Here is a 15,806-nt window from a genome sequence, read left to right as displayed (position 1 = left end):
CACTAAACCGTTGAAATAAAACGACATTATTTAGGTTATATGTCTTATATAAGACTTGTGCCTTCCACCGAAAACGTTCTATTATTCTTCCATGCAGTTTCGCTTCGGTAGCAGCATCATGTCGTGAACACGAGCGGCAAGCGCGACGCGACAGGAATACGGTTTTCTCATTTTTGCTTCATTCATTAGGAGATTCACATGTCCAAGTACCAAGACGACATCCAAGCCATCGCCACGCTGAAAGACCAGCAAGGCGCCGCGTGGAACGCGATCAATCCTGAGTCGGCCGCCCGTATGCGCGCCCAGAACCGCTTCAAGACCGGCCTCGACATCGCCAAGTACACGGCCAAGATCATGCGCGCCGACATGGCCAACTACGATGCCGACTCGTCCAAGTACACCCAGTCGCTGGGCTGCTGGCACGGTTTCATCGGTCAACAGAAGATGATTTCGATCAAGAAACACTTCAACAGCACCGACCGCCGCTACCTGTACCTGTCGGGCTGGATGGTCGCCGCCCTGCGCTCCGAGTTCGGCCCGCTGCCTGACCAGTCGATGCACGAGAAAACCGCCGTCTCGGACCTGATCCGTGAACTGTACACCTTCCTGCGCCAGGCCGACGCGCGCGAACTGGGCGGCCTGTTCCGCCAGCTGGACGCCGCCACCAACGCCGCCGACAAGGCCGCCATCCAGTCGCAGATCGACAACCACGTGACCCACGTGGTGCCTATCATCGCCGACATCGACGCCGGTTTCGGCAACGCCGAGGCGACCTACCTGCTGGCCAAGCAGTTCATCGAAGCCGGTGCCTGCTGCATCCAGATCGAGAACCAGGTGTCGGACGAGAAGCAGTGCGGCCACCAGGATGGTAAAGTCACCGTGCCGCACGAGGACTTCCTGGCCAAGATCCGCGCCGTGCGCTACGCCTTCCTGGAGCTGGGCGTGGACGACGGTATCATCGTCGCCCGTACCGACTCGCTGGGCGCCGGCCTGACCAAGCAGATCGCCGTCACCCACAAGCCGGGCGACCTGGGCGACCAGTACAACTCGTTCCTCGATTGCGAAGAAGTGTCGGCCGAAGCCCTGGGCAACGGCGACGTCGTGATCAAGCGCGAAGGCAAGCTGCTGCGTCCTAAGCGTCTGCCAAGCAACCTGTTCCAGTTCCGCTCGGGCACCGGCGAAGCGCGTTGCGTGCTCGACTGCATCACCTCGCTGCAGAACGGCGCCGACCTGCTGTGGATCGAAACGGAAAAACCACATATCGCCCAGATCGGCGGCATGGTCAGCGAAATCCGCAAGGTCATCCCGAACGCCAAGCTGGTGTACAACAACAGCCCATCGTTCAACTGGACCCTGAACTTCCGCCAGCAAGTGTACGATGCGATGCAGGCCGCCGGTAAGGACGTGTCGGCCTACGACCGCGCCAAGCTGATGAGCGTCGAGTACGACGAGACCGAACTGGCCCGCACCGCCGACGAGAAGATCCGCACCTTCCAGGCCGACGCCGCCCGCGAAGCCGGCATCTTCCACCACCTGATCACGCTGCCGACCTACCACACGGCTGCCCTGTCGACCGACAACCTGGCCAAGGAATACTTCGGCGACCAAGGTATGCTGGGCTACGTGGCTGGCGTGCAGCGCAAGGAAATCCGTCAAGGCATCGCCTGCGTCAAGCACCAGAACATGTCCGGTTCGGACATCGGCGACGACCACAAGGACTACTTCAGCGGCGAAGCAGCCCTGAAGGCGGCCGGTAAAGACAACACGATGAACCAGTTCTAAGCGGTTCCCGTGTGAAAAGAAAAGCTCGCCTCGGCGAGCTTTTTTTTCGCCTGCCCGGTTGCCGTGGGCCGGTCAGCGCAGCCAGCGCCGCAACGGCCAGGCCAGCACTTCCAGCAGGCTGGCCGGCACGTCGCCGCCGCTGATGCCGGTGGGCGGATACTCGTCCGTGGCCGGCCGGCGGTAGGTGCCGAACAGCAGGTCGAACACGGGGAACAGGCCGGCGAAATTGCAGTCGTAGTGTTGCGGCGACATCGAATGGTGCAGCCGGTGGTACTGCGGCGTGTTGATCAGGAACGCGGCGCGCCCCAGCCCCCAGCGCAGATTCATGTGCGGCACCACGTTGTACAGCCCCAGCACGGCGTACATGCCGACGATGACGGGGTCGGGTTTGAACAACAAACCCATGGCCAGGTAGATCGTCACCATCTTGATGCCCGGCTCCAGCCAGAAGTGGCGATCGGTGGTGGTGGCGTTCATGGCCGTGTCGCTGTGGTGCAACGAATGCATGGCCCACAGCGCGGGGATGCGATGCTGGGCCCGGTGGAAAGCGTATTCGCCAAAATCGAGCACCAGCGTGTAGACGAGGAACGATGGCAGCAGATGCCAGCCGTCGGCCGGCAAGGCCAGCCAGCCGCCGCCGGCGCCGTTGATGGCCAGCACCGTCAGCGCGGCCGTGCCCAGCCGCGACAGCGCGGCACCGAGCACGTACACCAGCATGCAACCGAGGTTGACGACCCGGCCGCGCCAGCGCTGCGCCTCCACCGGACGCCTGCGCTCGGCCAGCCCGGCCAGCCCGATCAAAGCCAGCAGCGGCAGCGTCTTCCACGCCACGTCGACCGCAAATTGCGCCAGCGTCATCCCTTCCCCCGTCCGGGCACCGGCCCGCTCCTCGGCCCGATTATACGGCCGCGCGCGGCCGCCGGAACGGTCCATTGTGCCCATCCGCAGGCGGCCTATACTGAATTGGGCGACACGCCCGCCAGCCGCAAGGAGCAGATCATGACACGCAAATACATCGATTGCCGGGAATTTCCCAGCGACATCAACTGCACCGTCGCCATCGCCGCCGACAGCGAAAATGAACTGATGGAAATCGCCGTCCAGCACGCCGTCAGCGCGCACCACCACGAGGACACGCCGCAACTGCGCCAGCAATTGCGCCAACTGTTCAAGGACGGCACGCCGCCCGAATACCTGACCATGCCGGGCCAGGCCGGCGCCGCCGGCACCGGCGCTTCCAGCCACCGCCACTAGCCTCGCCACCGCGCCGGCGTGGCCGCCCGCCAAGCCGGCCCGTTTGATTTAGATCAACGCAACATTTGATACACCTCAGTACACTGGGTTTCGTACCATGAGTTAAACGATCACGGCGGCCCGGCGCCTTCGTGCGCCCGCAACGTTGCCCTGCCCCCACGATGCTGCCAGCCTATATCTCGCACCCCGACTGCCTGAAACACGACATGGGCGACCAGCACCCGGAAGCGCCGGCGCGGCTGGGCGCCATCAAGGACATGCTGCTGATCAAGGGTCTGCTCGACTACATGCAGACCTACGACGCGCCGCGCGCCACCGAGCAGCAGCTGGCGCAGGCCCATTCCACGCTCTACATCCGCACCCTGGCCAACATGGCGCCCAAGGAGGGCACGGTGCAGGTCGATCCCGACACCAGCATGAATCCCCACAGCTACCAGGCCGCGCTGCGGGCGGCCGGGGCCGCCGTGCTGGCCGTCGACCTGGTGCTGGAGGGCAAGGCGCCCAACGCGTTCTGCAACATCCGCCCGCCCGGCCACCACGCCGAGTACGCGGCCGCCGGCGGCTTCTGCTTCTTCAACAACGCGGCCGTGGCGATCCGCCACGCGCTCAACGTGCACGGCCTGCAGCGCGTGGCCCTGATCGATTTCGACGTGCATCACGGCAACGGCAGCGAGGACATCCTGCACCACGACGAGCGGGTGCTGATGTGCTCGATCTTCGAGGACAAGCTCTACCCGTACAGCGGCAACACGCCGCGCGGCCCCAACATGGTCAACGTGCCGCTGCCGGCCCGCTCCGGCGGCGAACTGCTGCGCACCAGCGTGGCCGAATTCTGGCTGCCGGCGCTCGAGCGCTTCGCGCCCGAGCTGATCGTCGTCTCGGCCGGCTTCGACGGCCACCGCGACGACGACATGGGCAACCTGGGCCTGGTCGAAGCCGACTACGCCTGGATGACGCGCCAGATCGCCGGCGTGGCCCGGCGCCACGCGCAGGGGCGCATCGTGTCCTGCCTCGAGGGCGGCTATGATCTGTCGTCGCTGGCGCGCAGCGCGGCGGCCCACGTCAAGGTGCTGCTCGGCCTGGACGACTGATTCCCGTGTACCCTATGGTCCATTCCCATCCAACGCATCCCGAACAAGAACAACATGGATACCCATTACCTGAACCCCCTGTTTTCCCCCCAGGCCATCGTCGTCTTCGCCGGCAAGGTCGACCAGCCTGAGACCCAGACCAGCTACGGGCGCAGCATCTGCGCCCAGATCCGCGAGGGCGGCTTCACCGGCCCCGTCACCTACCTCGACGTGAACATGAGCGGCACCCTGGCCGACCTGGCCCACTCGCGCGCCGAACTGGCCCTGATCGCCCTGCCCCACGAGGAACTGGCGTTCGCGCTGGAGGTGGCCGGTCGCATCCAGTGCAAGGCGGCGCTGGTGATCTCGTCGGGCGTGGAGCCGCAACTGGCCAAGGAGCTGCACGCGATCGCGCGCAAGCACAGCCTGCACCTGCTGGGGCCGAACTGCCTCGGCTACCAGCGTCCGCGCCTGCACCTGAACGCGGGCGTGGCCGGCCAGCTGGCGCGGCCGGGCAGCCTGGCCCTGGTGTCGCAGTCGGGCGCCCTCACCTCGGCCATCCTCGACTGGGCCGACAAGAACGCGGTCGGCTTCTCCACCGTCGTCTCGCTGGGTCCCAACACCTCGGTCGACCTGGCCCAGACGCTGGACTTCCTGGCCACCGACCAGGCCACCGAGAGCATCGTCATCTACATGGAGGGCGTGACCAACGCGCGCCGCTTCCTGTCGGCCCTGCGCGGCACGGCCAACACCAAGCCGGTGGTGGTGCTCAAGGCCGGCAACGCGGCCGGCGCCTCGCAGGCGGCGCTGACCCACTCGGGCAACATCCTGGCCAGCGACGACGTGTTCGACGCGGCCCTGCGCCGCACGGGCGCGGTGCGCGTCAAATCGTTCGTGCAGCTGTTCGCGGCCGCCAAGTGCCTGGCCTCGCGCTACCGGCCGGTGGGGCCGCGGCTGGCCATCGTCACCAACGGCGGCGGCCCCGGCGTGCTGGCGGCCGACTGGGTGGCGGAGCTGGGCCTGCAACTGACGCCGCTGTCGCCGCCGCACGCGCAGGCGCTGGCGCCGCTGCTGCCGCCCCATGCCACGCTGGGCCACCTGCTCGACCTGTCGGAGGAGGCGGGGCCCGAGCACTACCGGGCCGCCATCATGGCCTGCGGCCAGGACAGCCAGGTGGACGGCATCCTGGCCATCTATTCGCCCAAACTGGCGGGCGACCACAACGCCGTGGCGCAGGCCGTGGGCGAGCTGAAGGCGGCCGTCGGCAAGCCGCTGCTGACCTGCTGGATGGGCGACGAGATGGTGGGCCAGGCGCGCGAGATCATCAACCAGGCCGGCGTGGCCACGTTCCGCACGCCGGAGGCGGCGGTGGACGGCTTCTCCAACATCGCCTCGTTCTACCAGAACCAGCAACTGCTGCACCAGACCCCGCCGCCGCTGTCGCAACTGGCCGAGCCGGACCTGGACGGCGCCCGCCTCCTGATCGAAAGCGTGCTGGCCGAGCGCCGCAAGGTGTTGACGGAGATGGAATCGAAGGCGCTGCTGGCCGCCTTCCACATCCCCATCACCCAGACCATCCTGGCGCGCAGCGCCAACGAGGCCATGCTGATCGCCAGCCAGCAGGGCTACCCGGTGGCGCTCAAGATCGACTCGCCCGACATCAGCCACAAGTCCGACGTGCAGGGCGTGGCCCTGAACGTGGTCAACGCGGCCGCCGTGCGCGACACCTTCGGCGACATGATGGCCACCGTGCAGCGCCTGGCCCCGGAGGCGCGCATCAACGGCGTGACGATCCAGAAGATGGCCGGCAAGCGCAATGGCCGCGAGATGTACATCGGCGTCGTCACCGACCCGCTGTTCGGCCCGGCCATCAGCTTCGGCGCGGGCGGCACCATGATAGAGCTGATCAACGACCGCGCCATCGAGCTGCCGCCGCTGAACCAGTTCCTGGCCCAGCGCCTGATCGGGCGCGTGCGCTCGGCCCACACGCTCGACGAGCGGCGCGGCGCGCCGGCCGCCGACCGCGAGGCGATCGAACAGATGCTGCTGCGGGTGTCGGAGATGGTGTGCGAGCTGCCGCAGCTGCGCCAGATGGACATCAACCCGCTGATCGTGGACGAGCACGGCGCCTTGGCGGTGGACGCGCGCATCGTGATCGACGCCGCGCCGCCGTCCGTGCACCGCTACGACCACCTGGCCATCCTGCCCTATCCGGCCAATTACACGCAGGAGTGGCCGATGCGCGGCGGCGGCCAGTACACGCTGCGCCCGGTGCAGCCGGACGACGCCTCGATGCTGCAGGAGTTCACGCGCGGCCTGTCGGAGAAGTCGCGCTACTACCGTTTCGCCTCGTCGCTGCGCGAATTGTCGGTGCCCATGCTGGCGCGCTACACGCTGATCGACTACGACCGCGAAATGGCGCTGGTGGCCGTGCAGTCGGTGCGCACGCCGGGCGAGGATGGCGAATTCATCGTCCACGACCGCATCATCGGCGTGTCGCGCTACATCGCCAACCCGGACCGCAGCAGCTGCGAGTTCTCGCTGGTGGTGGACGACCGCTTCAGCGGCCAGGGCCTCGGCACGCGGCTGATGCACGCCATCATGGACGTGGCGCGCGACAAGGGCCTGACCGAGATCAACGGCCTGGTGCTGAGCAAGAACAGCGGCATGCTCAAGCTGATGGCCAGCCTTGGCTTCCAGATCCAGCCCTACGAGGACGACCCCGACTTCCGCCTGTGCAGCAAAGGCTTGTAGGAAGCTCGCAAGAGGCTTGCAAGAGGCTTGCAAGCAGCTCGCCGCGCGCCGCGCTTGCGTCGGCGCGCGCGCTGGGCGATGATGGGGCATGCACACCTCGACCCGACTCCTGCTCTCCCGCCTGGCCTGCGCCGTCGCACTGACGCTGGGCGGCGCCGCCTGCGGCAGCCCGCCGCCGGCCACCTCCGCCGCTACCGCTGCTGCGGCAACGGCAGGAGCTGCGGCAACGCCCACCGCTGCCGTGTCCACCACGCCGGCCGACAGCGCCGCGCTGATGCGCCAGATCCAGGCCGAACTGGCCGACAACGGCTGCGACAGCGAGCGCCAGTGCCACACCATCGCCATCGGCAGCAAGGCCTGCGGCGGCCCGGAAGCCTACCGCGCCTGGTCCGACCGCCACCACGACGGCAGCCGCTTGCGGGAGCTTGCCGCCCGCCACGCGGCCGCGCGCCGCGCCGAGGACAAGCGCGACCGCATGATGTCCACCTGCTCCTACGTCAGCGACCCCGGCGCCACCTGCCAGGCCGGCCACTGCGTGCTGCGTCCGCTCACCATCGACGGCCCACCGCTGCAGCAATAACGTCACCGGAGACACCCTGGCACCTCGAAAGACCCCCAGCTCGTCGTTCCCGCGCAGGCGGGAACCCATGCTGAGCCTCTGAGGACGCGGCGTATGGGTTCCCGCCTGCGCGGGAACGACGTATTTCGAGTTTCCCACCCGTCAAAAAGCAAAGGCCGGGCCGCTTGCGCGGGCCCGGCCTTCGCCGTTGCGGCCCGCCGCGTGGCGGGCCTTGTTACTGCTTACTTCGCGTTCACGTACTTGTCACGCGCGTTGTCGAACTGCGGCAGCGGGTCGTTGGTGTTCACTTCCACCACCGTCGTGCCCTGGTAAGCACCGTTCAGCAGGTACTGCACGGCGCCCAGGTGGCGCTTGCCCGACGCCAGGCCCGACCAGCTCATGCCCACGGAGGCGGTGCCGCCCACGGTGGCCGCGCTCGGCATCAGGGCCTTGAAGTTGCCGCCCGTGGTGGCCGGCGTGATCACCCACGCGTTCAGGCTGTAGTTGGCCTGGCCGCCGACGGGCGCGTAACCGACCACGCACACGTTGTAGGTGCCGGCCGCCGGCTTGATCAGCTGCACCTGCTCGTTGGCGCTGCTGCCGCCGCTGCTGCCCACCACGGTGCTGCCCTTGACCACCACCAGGTCCAGGTCCGACTCGCCATTGCCGCTGGTGTCGGCGTCGAACAGCGAGAAGCGCGCCACCAGGGCGCCGCTCGGCACCACCACCGTGTGGACGTTGACGCCGGGCGCGCCGCCGGCCGCGCACTGGGCCGCCGTGTTGGCCGACACGTCGGCCTGGCCCACCACGCGGGCATCGACCGTGGCCGGGATCAGGCCGCCCTTGACGCTGCCCAGGGTGCCGGCGAAGCCGGTGCCGATGGTCAGGATCTTGCTGCCGGTGGCCGCCTCGCTGCTCACGCGGCTCGGCGCGGCCAGCGCGCTGCCACGCGCCGTCAGCGGGCTGCGCACGGTGTGGGTGCCGTCCGACCACACCAGCGAACCATAGGTCCAGGTGTCGATCGGGGCGCTGGTGCGGGTCAGCTTGACGGTGAAGCTGGCCTTGGCGCCGGCGCCCAGCGTCAGCGCGGCCGGCTGCACGTCCACCGTGTAGCCGGGCAGGCTGGCCACGGCCGTGTAGGTGGCGGCCGTGTTGCCGACGTTGGTGACGGTGCGGGTCATGGTCAGCGAGCCCAGCACGTTGGCGGCCGTCAGCGACGCCAGGTTCAGGTTGTACGGCTGGATGCTGCCCACGGCCTGGCAGGTGGCGGCCGAGTACACACCGGCGTTCAGCCCGCACAGGAAGCGCGCGTAGTCGATCTCGGTGGCGTCGTACACGAGGCCGGGATCGGCCGCCGTGGACGGCGCGATGTGGCCGGCGCCCTGGCCCCATGGCAGCGTGCCCGTGGTCTTGGCGGTGGCGTCCCATGCCATCGAGCCATTCAGGCCGTCGGGCTTGGTGTCGTAGGCGGTCGTCATCAGGGCCGACTTGATGGCGGCCGGGGTCCAGTCCGGATGGCGCTGCTTGAGCAGGGCCGCGATGCCGGCCACGTGCGGGGTGGCCATCGAGGTGCCGGTGTAGAACGCCCAGTCGGTCACGGGCGCCACGCCGCCGCCGGCGACGGCGTCGCGCTGGGCCTGGGTCAGGTCGGCCGTCACGGCGGCCAGGATGTCGGTGCCGGGCGCGGTCAGGTCCGGTTTCAGGATGTTGGCGTTGGCCACGTTCGGGCCGCGCGAGGACGAGCCGTTCATCACCGGGGCCGGCACGTTGGGGTCGAAGAACGCGCGCAGGTCGCCCAGCGCGGCGGTGGCGGCGGCGCCGCTGGCGGCCACGTAGTTCTTGACGATGGCGCCGTTCTCCTCGGTGATGTGGATGGTCGACAGCGTGTGCGGCTGGTTCAGCACGGTGGTCGCGCCGCCGGCCACGTTGGCGATGATCACGCCCACGGCGCCAGCCGTCTTGGCGTTGGCGCTCTTGTTGACCAGCACGTTGGCGCCACGGTCGCACACCACCACCTTGCCCGTCACCTTGGCCGGGTCCAGCAACGGCGCCACGCCGTCGGTGGCGCCGAAGCAGCGCAGCAGGTTGGCGTCGGCCGGATCGACCCCGGCCAGGCCGGCGTCCTTGGCCAGGATCAGCGGCGCGCTCGGGGTCATGGCGTTGCTCGAGGCGCCATCGACCTTGACGCCGCTGCCCAGCGTGGCCGAGGCGATATAGGTGCGGTTATGGGTCGAGTTGCCGACCGTGGTCAGCCACGGGCTGATGTGCGACACCGGCGCCGGCGGGCTGGACGTGGGGCCGGAGTTGCCGGCCGCGGCCGACACGAACACGCCGGCCGCCGCCGCGCCCAGGAACGCCACCTCGGTGGCTTCGTTGAAGGCGCCGCCGCCGGCGTTGGGGCCGATCGAGAAGTTGATCACGTTCACGCCATCCTTGACGGCCTGGTCGATGGCGGCCACGCTGTTGGAGGTGGCGCAGCCGTTCTTGCCCGTCACGCCGTCGGTCCAGCAGACCTTGTAGGCGGCGATGCGGGCGCGCGGGGCCATGCCCGACACCTTGCCCATCGGCACGCCGCCGACGCTGGCGCTGACGTTGGCGTTGCCGCCGGCCGTGCTCGAGGTGTGGCTGCCGTGGCCGCCGTGGCCCTCGGTGCCGGCCACGGAATCGCGGGCCGACAGGAATTCCGTCCAGTGCAGGGTCTGGTCGGGCGACTTGAAGTAGCGCGCGCCGATCAGCTTGTTGTTGCAGTTCTGCACGCCGAAGCCTTCGCCGGTCTGGCATTCGCCCTTCCAGCTGGCCGGCGGCGCGTCGTACACGCGGGTGGCGCCGGTGTGGCTGGGGTTGCCGTTCTCGTCCACGCGGTCGGCGTAGCTGGGGTTCTCGGGCCAGATGCCGCCGTCGACGATGCCCAGGATCATGTTCTCGCCGGCCGCGCCCTTGCCGCCCAGCTGGTCCCACAGGCCGCCGGCCTTGTCCAGGCCGAGGAAGGTCGGGGTGTAGCTGGTGTCGAGCTGCTGGATCGAGTCGGCCGTGATGTTGGCCACGCCGCGGTTCTTCTTCAGCGCGCGCACCTCGTCGTCGGTCAGCATGGCGGCGAAGCCGTTGAACACGACGTTGTACTTGTGGGTGATCTCGGCGGCGCTGACGGTGTTCAGAACGCTTTCCTGCTTGGTGTCGAGGTAGCTCAGGTAGTTCTGCACGTCGGCCGCGTCCACGTTCAGGCGCTGGCCGGGGGCCGGCATGGTGGCGGGCAGGCCCGTGATCTGGCCGGTGTAGGTGGCGGCCGGCTTGTCGACCAGCTGCACGATGTAGGAATGGCGGACGTCATCGGCCATGGCGGCGCCGGCCATGGCCGACAGCAGCACCAGGACGGCGGAGGAGATGGGATGCAGTTTCATGGCGGCTCCTCAGGCTTGGGCTGGCAGGGTGGGGGCGGCGGCGCCGGCGCGGCGGCGGGCGGCGAAGGCCACGGCGCCCAGGCCCAGCATCAGCATGGCGTAGCTGGCCGGCTCCGGCACGGCGCTCACGTTGACGTCGACGTTGTCGATGGCGAACTGGGCCTGGTTAGCGGCCGGGTTGAAGCAGCTGCCGCCAGCGTCGAACAGGCAGGCGTTGATGGTCAGCGCGCTCAGGCTGGCCTGGGCGAAGGCCGCGTCCAGCGGCAGGGCGCCGAACAGATAGCTGCCCCCCGCGTCCTGCAGCGGGAAATCGAAGGCGCGGCTGACCGTGTCGCCGCTCGTCAGCGTGCCCGTCAGCACCAGCTTGCCGTAGTTGAAGTTGGGCAGGCCGCCCACCGGCGCCGCGAACGCGTAGTCGAGGCCGTGGAACGAGAAGGCCGCCGCGTCGGTGCGGTGGATATTCAGGCCGCCGTCGTTCATGCCCAGATAGAACATGCTGCTGTTGCCGACCGGGCAAGCGGCCACATTGCAGCTCGACTGGTCGCCGATGGCGCCGGCGAAGCCGCCGCCGCTGCCGGCCGCGGTGTCGAGCACCTGCATGGTGTAACCGGCTTCGTCGAACGTGTCGCCGCCGGCGAACACGTCGGGGCCATGGGCATCGAACGTGATGGTGTCGGCCATGGCCGGCATGGCGCCCAGCAGGGCCACGGCGCTGACGACGGCGCCAGCCAGATGTTTCAGGAGGGGGGTAGATTTCATTTCTCTTGCCTTCTTGGTTAAGGAGCGGACATGGTCTGCGTCGGACCCGCAAGGTCGGGGCGCCCTGCTTCGCGGCATCGGGTCGCGATGCCAGCATCAAGAAATATAGCAAGAGGAACAACTTAAAGTGCAATTATCTTAACGTTGATTGTTTGATTTTATTTTTAAAAACAGAAGAAAAAATGGCATCACCGATGAAACCAGCTTCATCCGGTGGCATCACGCCACGCCCGCTGCCTGTTTATTTGTTGTTATTCCGCAAATTTGAGTAAAAACAAACTTCGTGCGCGGAACGCGGGGAAATGGCGGCGGCACACGGAACGTCGCGCAACGGTGCGGCTACCGCGTCGAACGTCCGTCCTACATGCCGCCATCATGCTGGAAGTGGCCGCCCCGGCCGGCCCCTGGTCCAGGGGCCGGCCGGGGCGGCGCTGCGGGACGGCCAATTAAAATATTGCTACTTTTTCCCGTGTGGCAATATTTAACGCCCTGCGATGGGCGATGGCGCGCTCAGTGCTTCAGGTAGGTGTCGAGCCAGTCCAGCACGGTGTGGTGCCACAACAGCGAGTTGGCCGGCTTGAGCACCCAATGGTTCTCATCCGGGAACATCAGCAGCTTGCTGGGGATGCCGCGCCGCTGCAGGGCCGTGAACGTGCCCAGGCCCTGGGCGGTGGGGATGCGGAAGTCCTGGTCGCCCTGCACCACCAGCATCGGCGTCTTCCAGTTCTTCACCAGGTTGACCGGATTGAACTTCTCGTGGTTCTGCGGCACGTTGAAGTAACTGCCGCCGTTTTCCCATTCCGTGAACCAGATCTCCTCGGTCGAATAGGCCATGCCGCGCGTGTCGAACACGCCGTCGTGGTTGACGATGCAGCGGAAGCCGTCCGACCAGTTGCCCTGGATCCAGTTCATCATGTAGCCGCCGTAGGAGGCGCCGAGCGCGCAGCTGCGCTCGGTGTCCAGCCACGGGAAGCGCCGGGCCGCCGCCGCCAGGCCCAGCTTGAGGTCCTGCAGCGGCTTGCCGCCCCAGTCGCCGCTGATGGCGTCGGTGAATTTCTGGCCATAGCCGGTCGAGCCGTGGAAGTCGATGAACACGGTGGCGTAGCCGGCGCCCGCGTACACCTGCGGGTTCCAGCGGTAGCCCCAGGCGTTGCCGAAGCTGCCCTGCGGGCCGCCATGGACGAGGAAGGCGACCGGATATTTCTTGCCCGGCACGGCGTTCCAGGGCTTGGTCACATAGCCGTACACGGTGTCGCCATTGGCGCCCGGGAACGAGAACTGCTCGTACTCGCCCATCTTGACGTCGGCCAGCGCCTGCGCATTGTTCCAGGTCAGTTGCGCGGCCTTGCCGGGCGCCGCGCCCAGCTTCTGCTGGTACAACTGGGCGCCCGATGCCAGGTCGGCGCGCGCCATGACGATGGTGTCGTGGCGCACGTCGAAGCCGTGCACGGCGCCGTCGCCGGTCAGCGCAGCGACCTTGCCGCTGGCCGCGTCGATCGCGAACAGGCGGTGCTGGCCCACGTCGTCGGCCGTGGCCAGCAATTGCTTGCCGTCCGGGCTCCAGGTGTAGTCGGCGATCGAGCGGTCCCAGTCGTCGGCCACGGTGCGCTTCTTGCCCGTGGCCACGTCCATCAGCACCAGGTGGAAGCGGTCGGCCTCGAAGCCGGGCCGGTCCATGGCCAGCCAGGCCAGCGTGCGGCCGTCGGGCGCGTAGATCGGCTTGCTGTCCCAGGCCGGGTTGTCGGCCGACAGGTTGCGCGGCGCGCCGCCGGCGGCCGGCACCTGGTAGACGTCGAAATTGGTCGACCACGCTTCCGTCTTGCCGGCGATGCGGGCCGCGAACACGACGCTGCGGCCGTCCGGGCTGAAGTGGTAGTCGTCATGGTCGCCGAACGGCTTGGACGGCACGTCGCCGTCGAGCGTGCCGCTCAGGCTGACGGGCGCGGCGCTGACCTTGCCGCTGGCGTCGATGGGGGCCGAGTACAGCACGGCGTTGCGGCCGTCGCCCCAGGTGTCCCAGTGGCGCACGAACAGGCGGTCATACACGCGGCCGCTGGCCTTGTTCTTGGCCTGCGCGTCCAGCCGGGCCTTGGTGCAGGCCAGGTCGGCGCAGTCGCGGAACACGGCCAGGCTGAAGGCCAGCCGGTCGCCCTGCGGCGACAGGCGGAAGTTGTCGACGTCGACCGGGAAGTCCGTCACGCGCACGGCCTCGCCGCCGGTGAGCGGCAGGCGCCACACTTGCTGGGAACCGGAACGCGACGACAGGAAATAGATGGCGTCGCCCTTGGGCGACCATTCGGGGTCGGTGCTGCTGGCCTCGCTCTGGGTCAGGCGCTGGGGCGCGGGCTTGGCGGCGCGCAGGTCCAGCATCCACAGCTGGGTGTTGCCACGGTTCTTGTCCAGGTTGGTCGTGCGCACCGTGTAGACGACGCGGCTGGCGTCCGGCGCCAGCACCGGGGCGCCCACGCGCTCCATGTTGACCATATCTTCCACCGTGAAGCCGCGCGGCGCGGCCAGCGCGCTGGAGGCCGCCACGGCGGTTCCCAGCAGCAACAGACGTAATGTCATGGGTTGATCTCCGACGTAAGTGGGCCGGCGGGTCGCCGGCCTTTGGGTAAGCCGGCGGGTCGCCGGCGAGCCGGACATGATACCAAGTTCATTACCTGCCCGGTGGAAACCGCACACCGTCGGGGCCGTCGCAGAGATTGCTGGCAAGCCAGGCGTGGCCGGCGACGGCGCGCTGGCCGGGCCGGCCGGCGCGCGAAGGCGCCTGGCGGTTCAGCGATTGGGCAGGGCCACGCGCTTGCTGTCCATCAGATCGTGGGGATCGACTTCGCTCACCTTGTTGGTGGCGGAACAATCCTTGCGCACGATGGAGCTGCCCGTGGTCGCCTCGGCATTGTGGCATTTGGCGACGGGCGCCGCCGGCTGGGCCGAAGCCACGGTGGTGTCGGCCGGCGGTGCGCTGGCGCAGGCGGTCAGCAGCGCCGTGGCGGCGGCCAGCGACGCGGTGAGGCGCAACGATGTCTGGAGCATGTCGATTACCTTCCGTTCAAAATGTTAAGGGGCGCGGAGAATTATCATCTTAGCATTGTTGGATTATTCTGTTTCTTTTTTTGTCCAGATCGGAAAAAACTGTCCGATGGCGGGCTGCGGCGCCGGCGCAACAGCGGCCGGGGCCGCCATATTCCGCGCACGGGCAAGCGCGATTTTTTTTCGCGCATCGCCGTGAAAACTTGTTTTTCGCCACATAAATCAGGCGCATAATTGTTCGCTCATGTCCCGACATTGCAAGGCGCCTCCGCCGGCTTGGCGCCCCCGCAATACGTTTTACATGCCGGCAATGCAAGCGCCAGGATGGCCAAAAAGTTCGCAGGTTTTTTTACCCAGGTTGTGCCACACGGATAGTTGTGAACAATTGTAAAGAGTCGTTGATGGCGTGCCCGACAGCGCTAAGGTGATGTTTTTCCACCTGGCCCGGCCCCATCAACGTATGCCTCGCAGCCGACGTCAGACGTATTCCGGGAAACGCTATGCTCACTGCCACCTATGTCCTGTTGACCCTGTCAATCGAACAGAAGAAGGAACGCCACTTCATTTCACGCCTGTTGCACCAAGTCCGCACCATGGCCCGCAAACCGCAGGAGGTCGACCCCGTCTACCTGCAATCCCAGCTCGATGAACTGGCCCGCTTCGCCGAAGCGCGCCACCAGCGCAAGGTCGAGGCCTGCCTGATGCCGGCCGTGCGCAACGCCACCGGCGACGCCGGACCGCTGCTGGCCGACCTCGAATCGCTGAGCCGGCTCGGCCACGCCATGCTGGCGGCCGTGCGCAAGTGTCTGCGCCGCGCCATGCGCCGCAGCGCCGTGCACAGCACCTTCCTGTGCCGCACCATCGACATGTATTGCCAGAACCTGCTGCAACGGCTGGACAAGGAGGAACGCGAACTGCTGCCGCTGGCCCAGCGCGTGATCCGCAGCGAGGAATGGTTCGAGATCGGCAGCATGTTCCTGACCCAGGACCAGTCGGACGACGACGCCGCACGCCGGCGGCCGGCGCCCGCCCGTCCCGGCTACCGGGGCGGCCAGGCACAGCTGATGCCGGCCGGCTGAAACGGCCCCCGGCGGAAACACGGGCGCCGCGCGCCGGTGTTTCCCCGCTGACACTGTTGGGCTAGAATCGTGACCGCGTGGCGATCCCATGCCCCCGTCCACCCAACAGAATAGCGAA

Annotated in this window: 11 protein-coding genes; 6 read left to right on the top strand and 5 right to left on the bottom strand. The window is 67.6% G+C overall.

The window, feature by feature from the left end; genetic code table 11:
* Nucleotides 1-198 precede the first annotated feature (198 nt).
* The gene (locus tag AC1RQG_RS03000) at nt 199-1,782 is read left to right on the top strand and encodes an isocitrate lyase (protein WP_493128133.1); all 1,584 of its coding nucleotides are present in this window, start codon (nt 199-201) and stop codon (nt 1,780-1,782) included.
* 72 nt (nt 1,783-1,854) lie between these two features.
* Here the strand turns inward: AC1RQG_RS03000 and AC1RQG_RS02995 are convergent, their stop codons facing one another.
* A complete protein-coding gene (locus AC1RQG_RS02995; RefSeq protein ID WP_493128131.1) occupies nt 1,855-2,715 on the bottom strand; it encodes a sterol desaturase family protein in 861 nt (286 codons plus the stop codon).
* A 66-nt stretch (nt 2,716-2,781) separates the two neighbouring features.
* On the opposite strand from AC1RQG_RS02995, the gene AC1RQG_RS02990 reads away from it, so the two are divergent.
* The 4 genes from AC1RQG_RS02990 to AC1RQG_RS02975 all read left to right on the top strand — a co-directional run bounded on the left by AC1RQG_RS02990 (nt 2,782) and on the right by AC1RQG_RS02975 (nt 7,440).
* The gene (locus AC1RQG_RS02990) at nt 2,782-3,036 is read left to right on the top strand and encodes a DUF1059 domain-containing protein (protein WP_493128129.1); all 255 of its coding nucleotides are present in this window, start codon (nt 2,782-2,784) and stop codon (nt 3,034-3,036) included.
* A 161-nt stretch (nt 3,037-3,197) separates the two neighbouring features.
* Nucleotides 3,198-4,127, top strand: a complete 930-nt coding sequence (locus tag AC1RQG_RS02985; RefSeq protein WP_493128128.1) for a histone deacetylase family protein — start codon at nt 3,198-3,200, stop codon at nt 4,125-4,127.
* Between the two features lie 54 nt (nt 4,128-4,181).
* Entirely contained in the window at nt 4,182-6,860 is a 2,679-nt protein-coding gene (locus AC1RQG_RS02980) for a bifunctional acetate--CoA ligase family protein/GNAT family N-acetyltransferase (RefSeq protein ID WP_493128127.1), read from the top strand.
* 88 nt (nt 6,861-6,948) lie between these two features.
* Complete coding sequence (locus AC1RQG_RS02975; protein WP_493128125.1) at nt 6,949-7,440, top strand: hypothetical protein; 492 nt, start codon at nt 6,949-6,951, stop codon at nt 7,438-7,440.
* Between the two features lie 221 nt (nt 7,441-7,661).
* Here the strand turns inward: AC1RQG_RS02975 and AC1RQG_RS02970 are convergent, their stop codons facing one another.
* From AC1RQG_RS02970 to AC1RQG_RS02955, 4 genes are all read right to left on the bottom strand, one after another.
* Entirely contained in the window at nt 7,662-10,817 is a 3,156-nt protein-coding gene (locus tag AC1RQG_RS02970) for a S8 family peptidase (RefSeq protein WP_493128123.1), read from the bottom strand.
* Between the two features lie 9 nt (nt 10,818-10,826).
* Nucleotides 10,827-11,576, bottom strand: coding sequence for an NF038120 family PEP-CTERM protein (locus AC1RQG_RS02965; RefSeq protein WP_493128120.1), 750 nt, complete (start codon nt 11,574-11,576; stop codon nt 10,827-10,829).
* A gap of 510 nt (nt 11,577-12,086) precedes the next feature.
* Entirely contained in the window at nt 12,087-14,144 is a 2,058-nt protein-coding gene (locus AC1RQG_RS02960; RefSeq protein WP_493128118.1) for a S9 family peptidase, read from the bottom strand.
* A 210-nt stretch (nt 14,145-14,354) separates the two neighbouring features.
* A complete protein-coding gene (locus AC1RQG_RS02955) occupies nt 14,355-14,612 on the bottom strand; it encodes a hypothetical protein (RefSeq protein WP_493128116.1) in 258 nt (85 codons plus the stop codon).
* 497 nt (nt 14,613-15,109) lie between these two features.
* Between AC1RQG_RS02955 and AC1RQG_RS02950 the strand changes: the two genes are divergently transcribed.
* Nucleotides 15,110-15,688, top strand: a complete 579-nt coding sequence (locus AC1RQG_RS02950) for a hemerythrin domain-containing protein (protein ID WP_493128114.1) — start codon at nt 15,110-15,112, stop codon at nt 15,686-15,688.
* Nucleotides 15,689-15,806 lie beyond the last annotated feature (118 nt).

The organism is Rugamonas sp. GW822-FHT03B10 (assembly GCF_058801745.1).
This window is presented reverse-complemented; position numbering and strand designations above follow the sequence as displayed.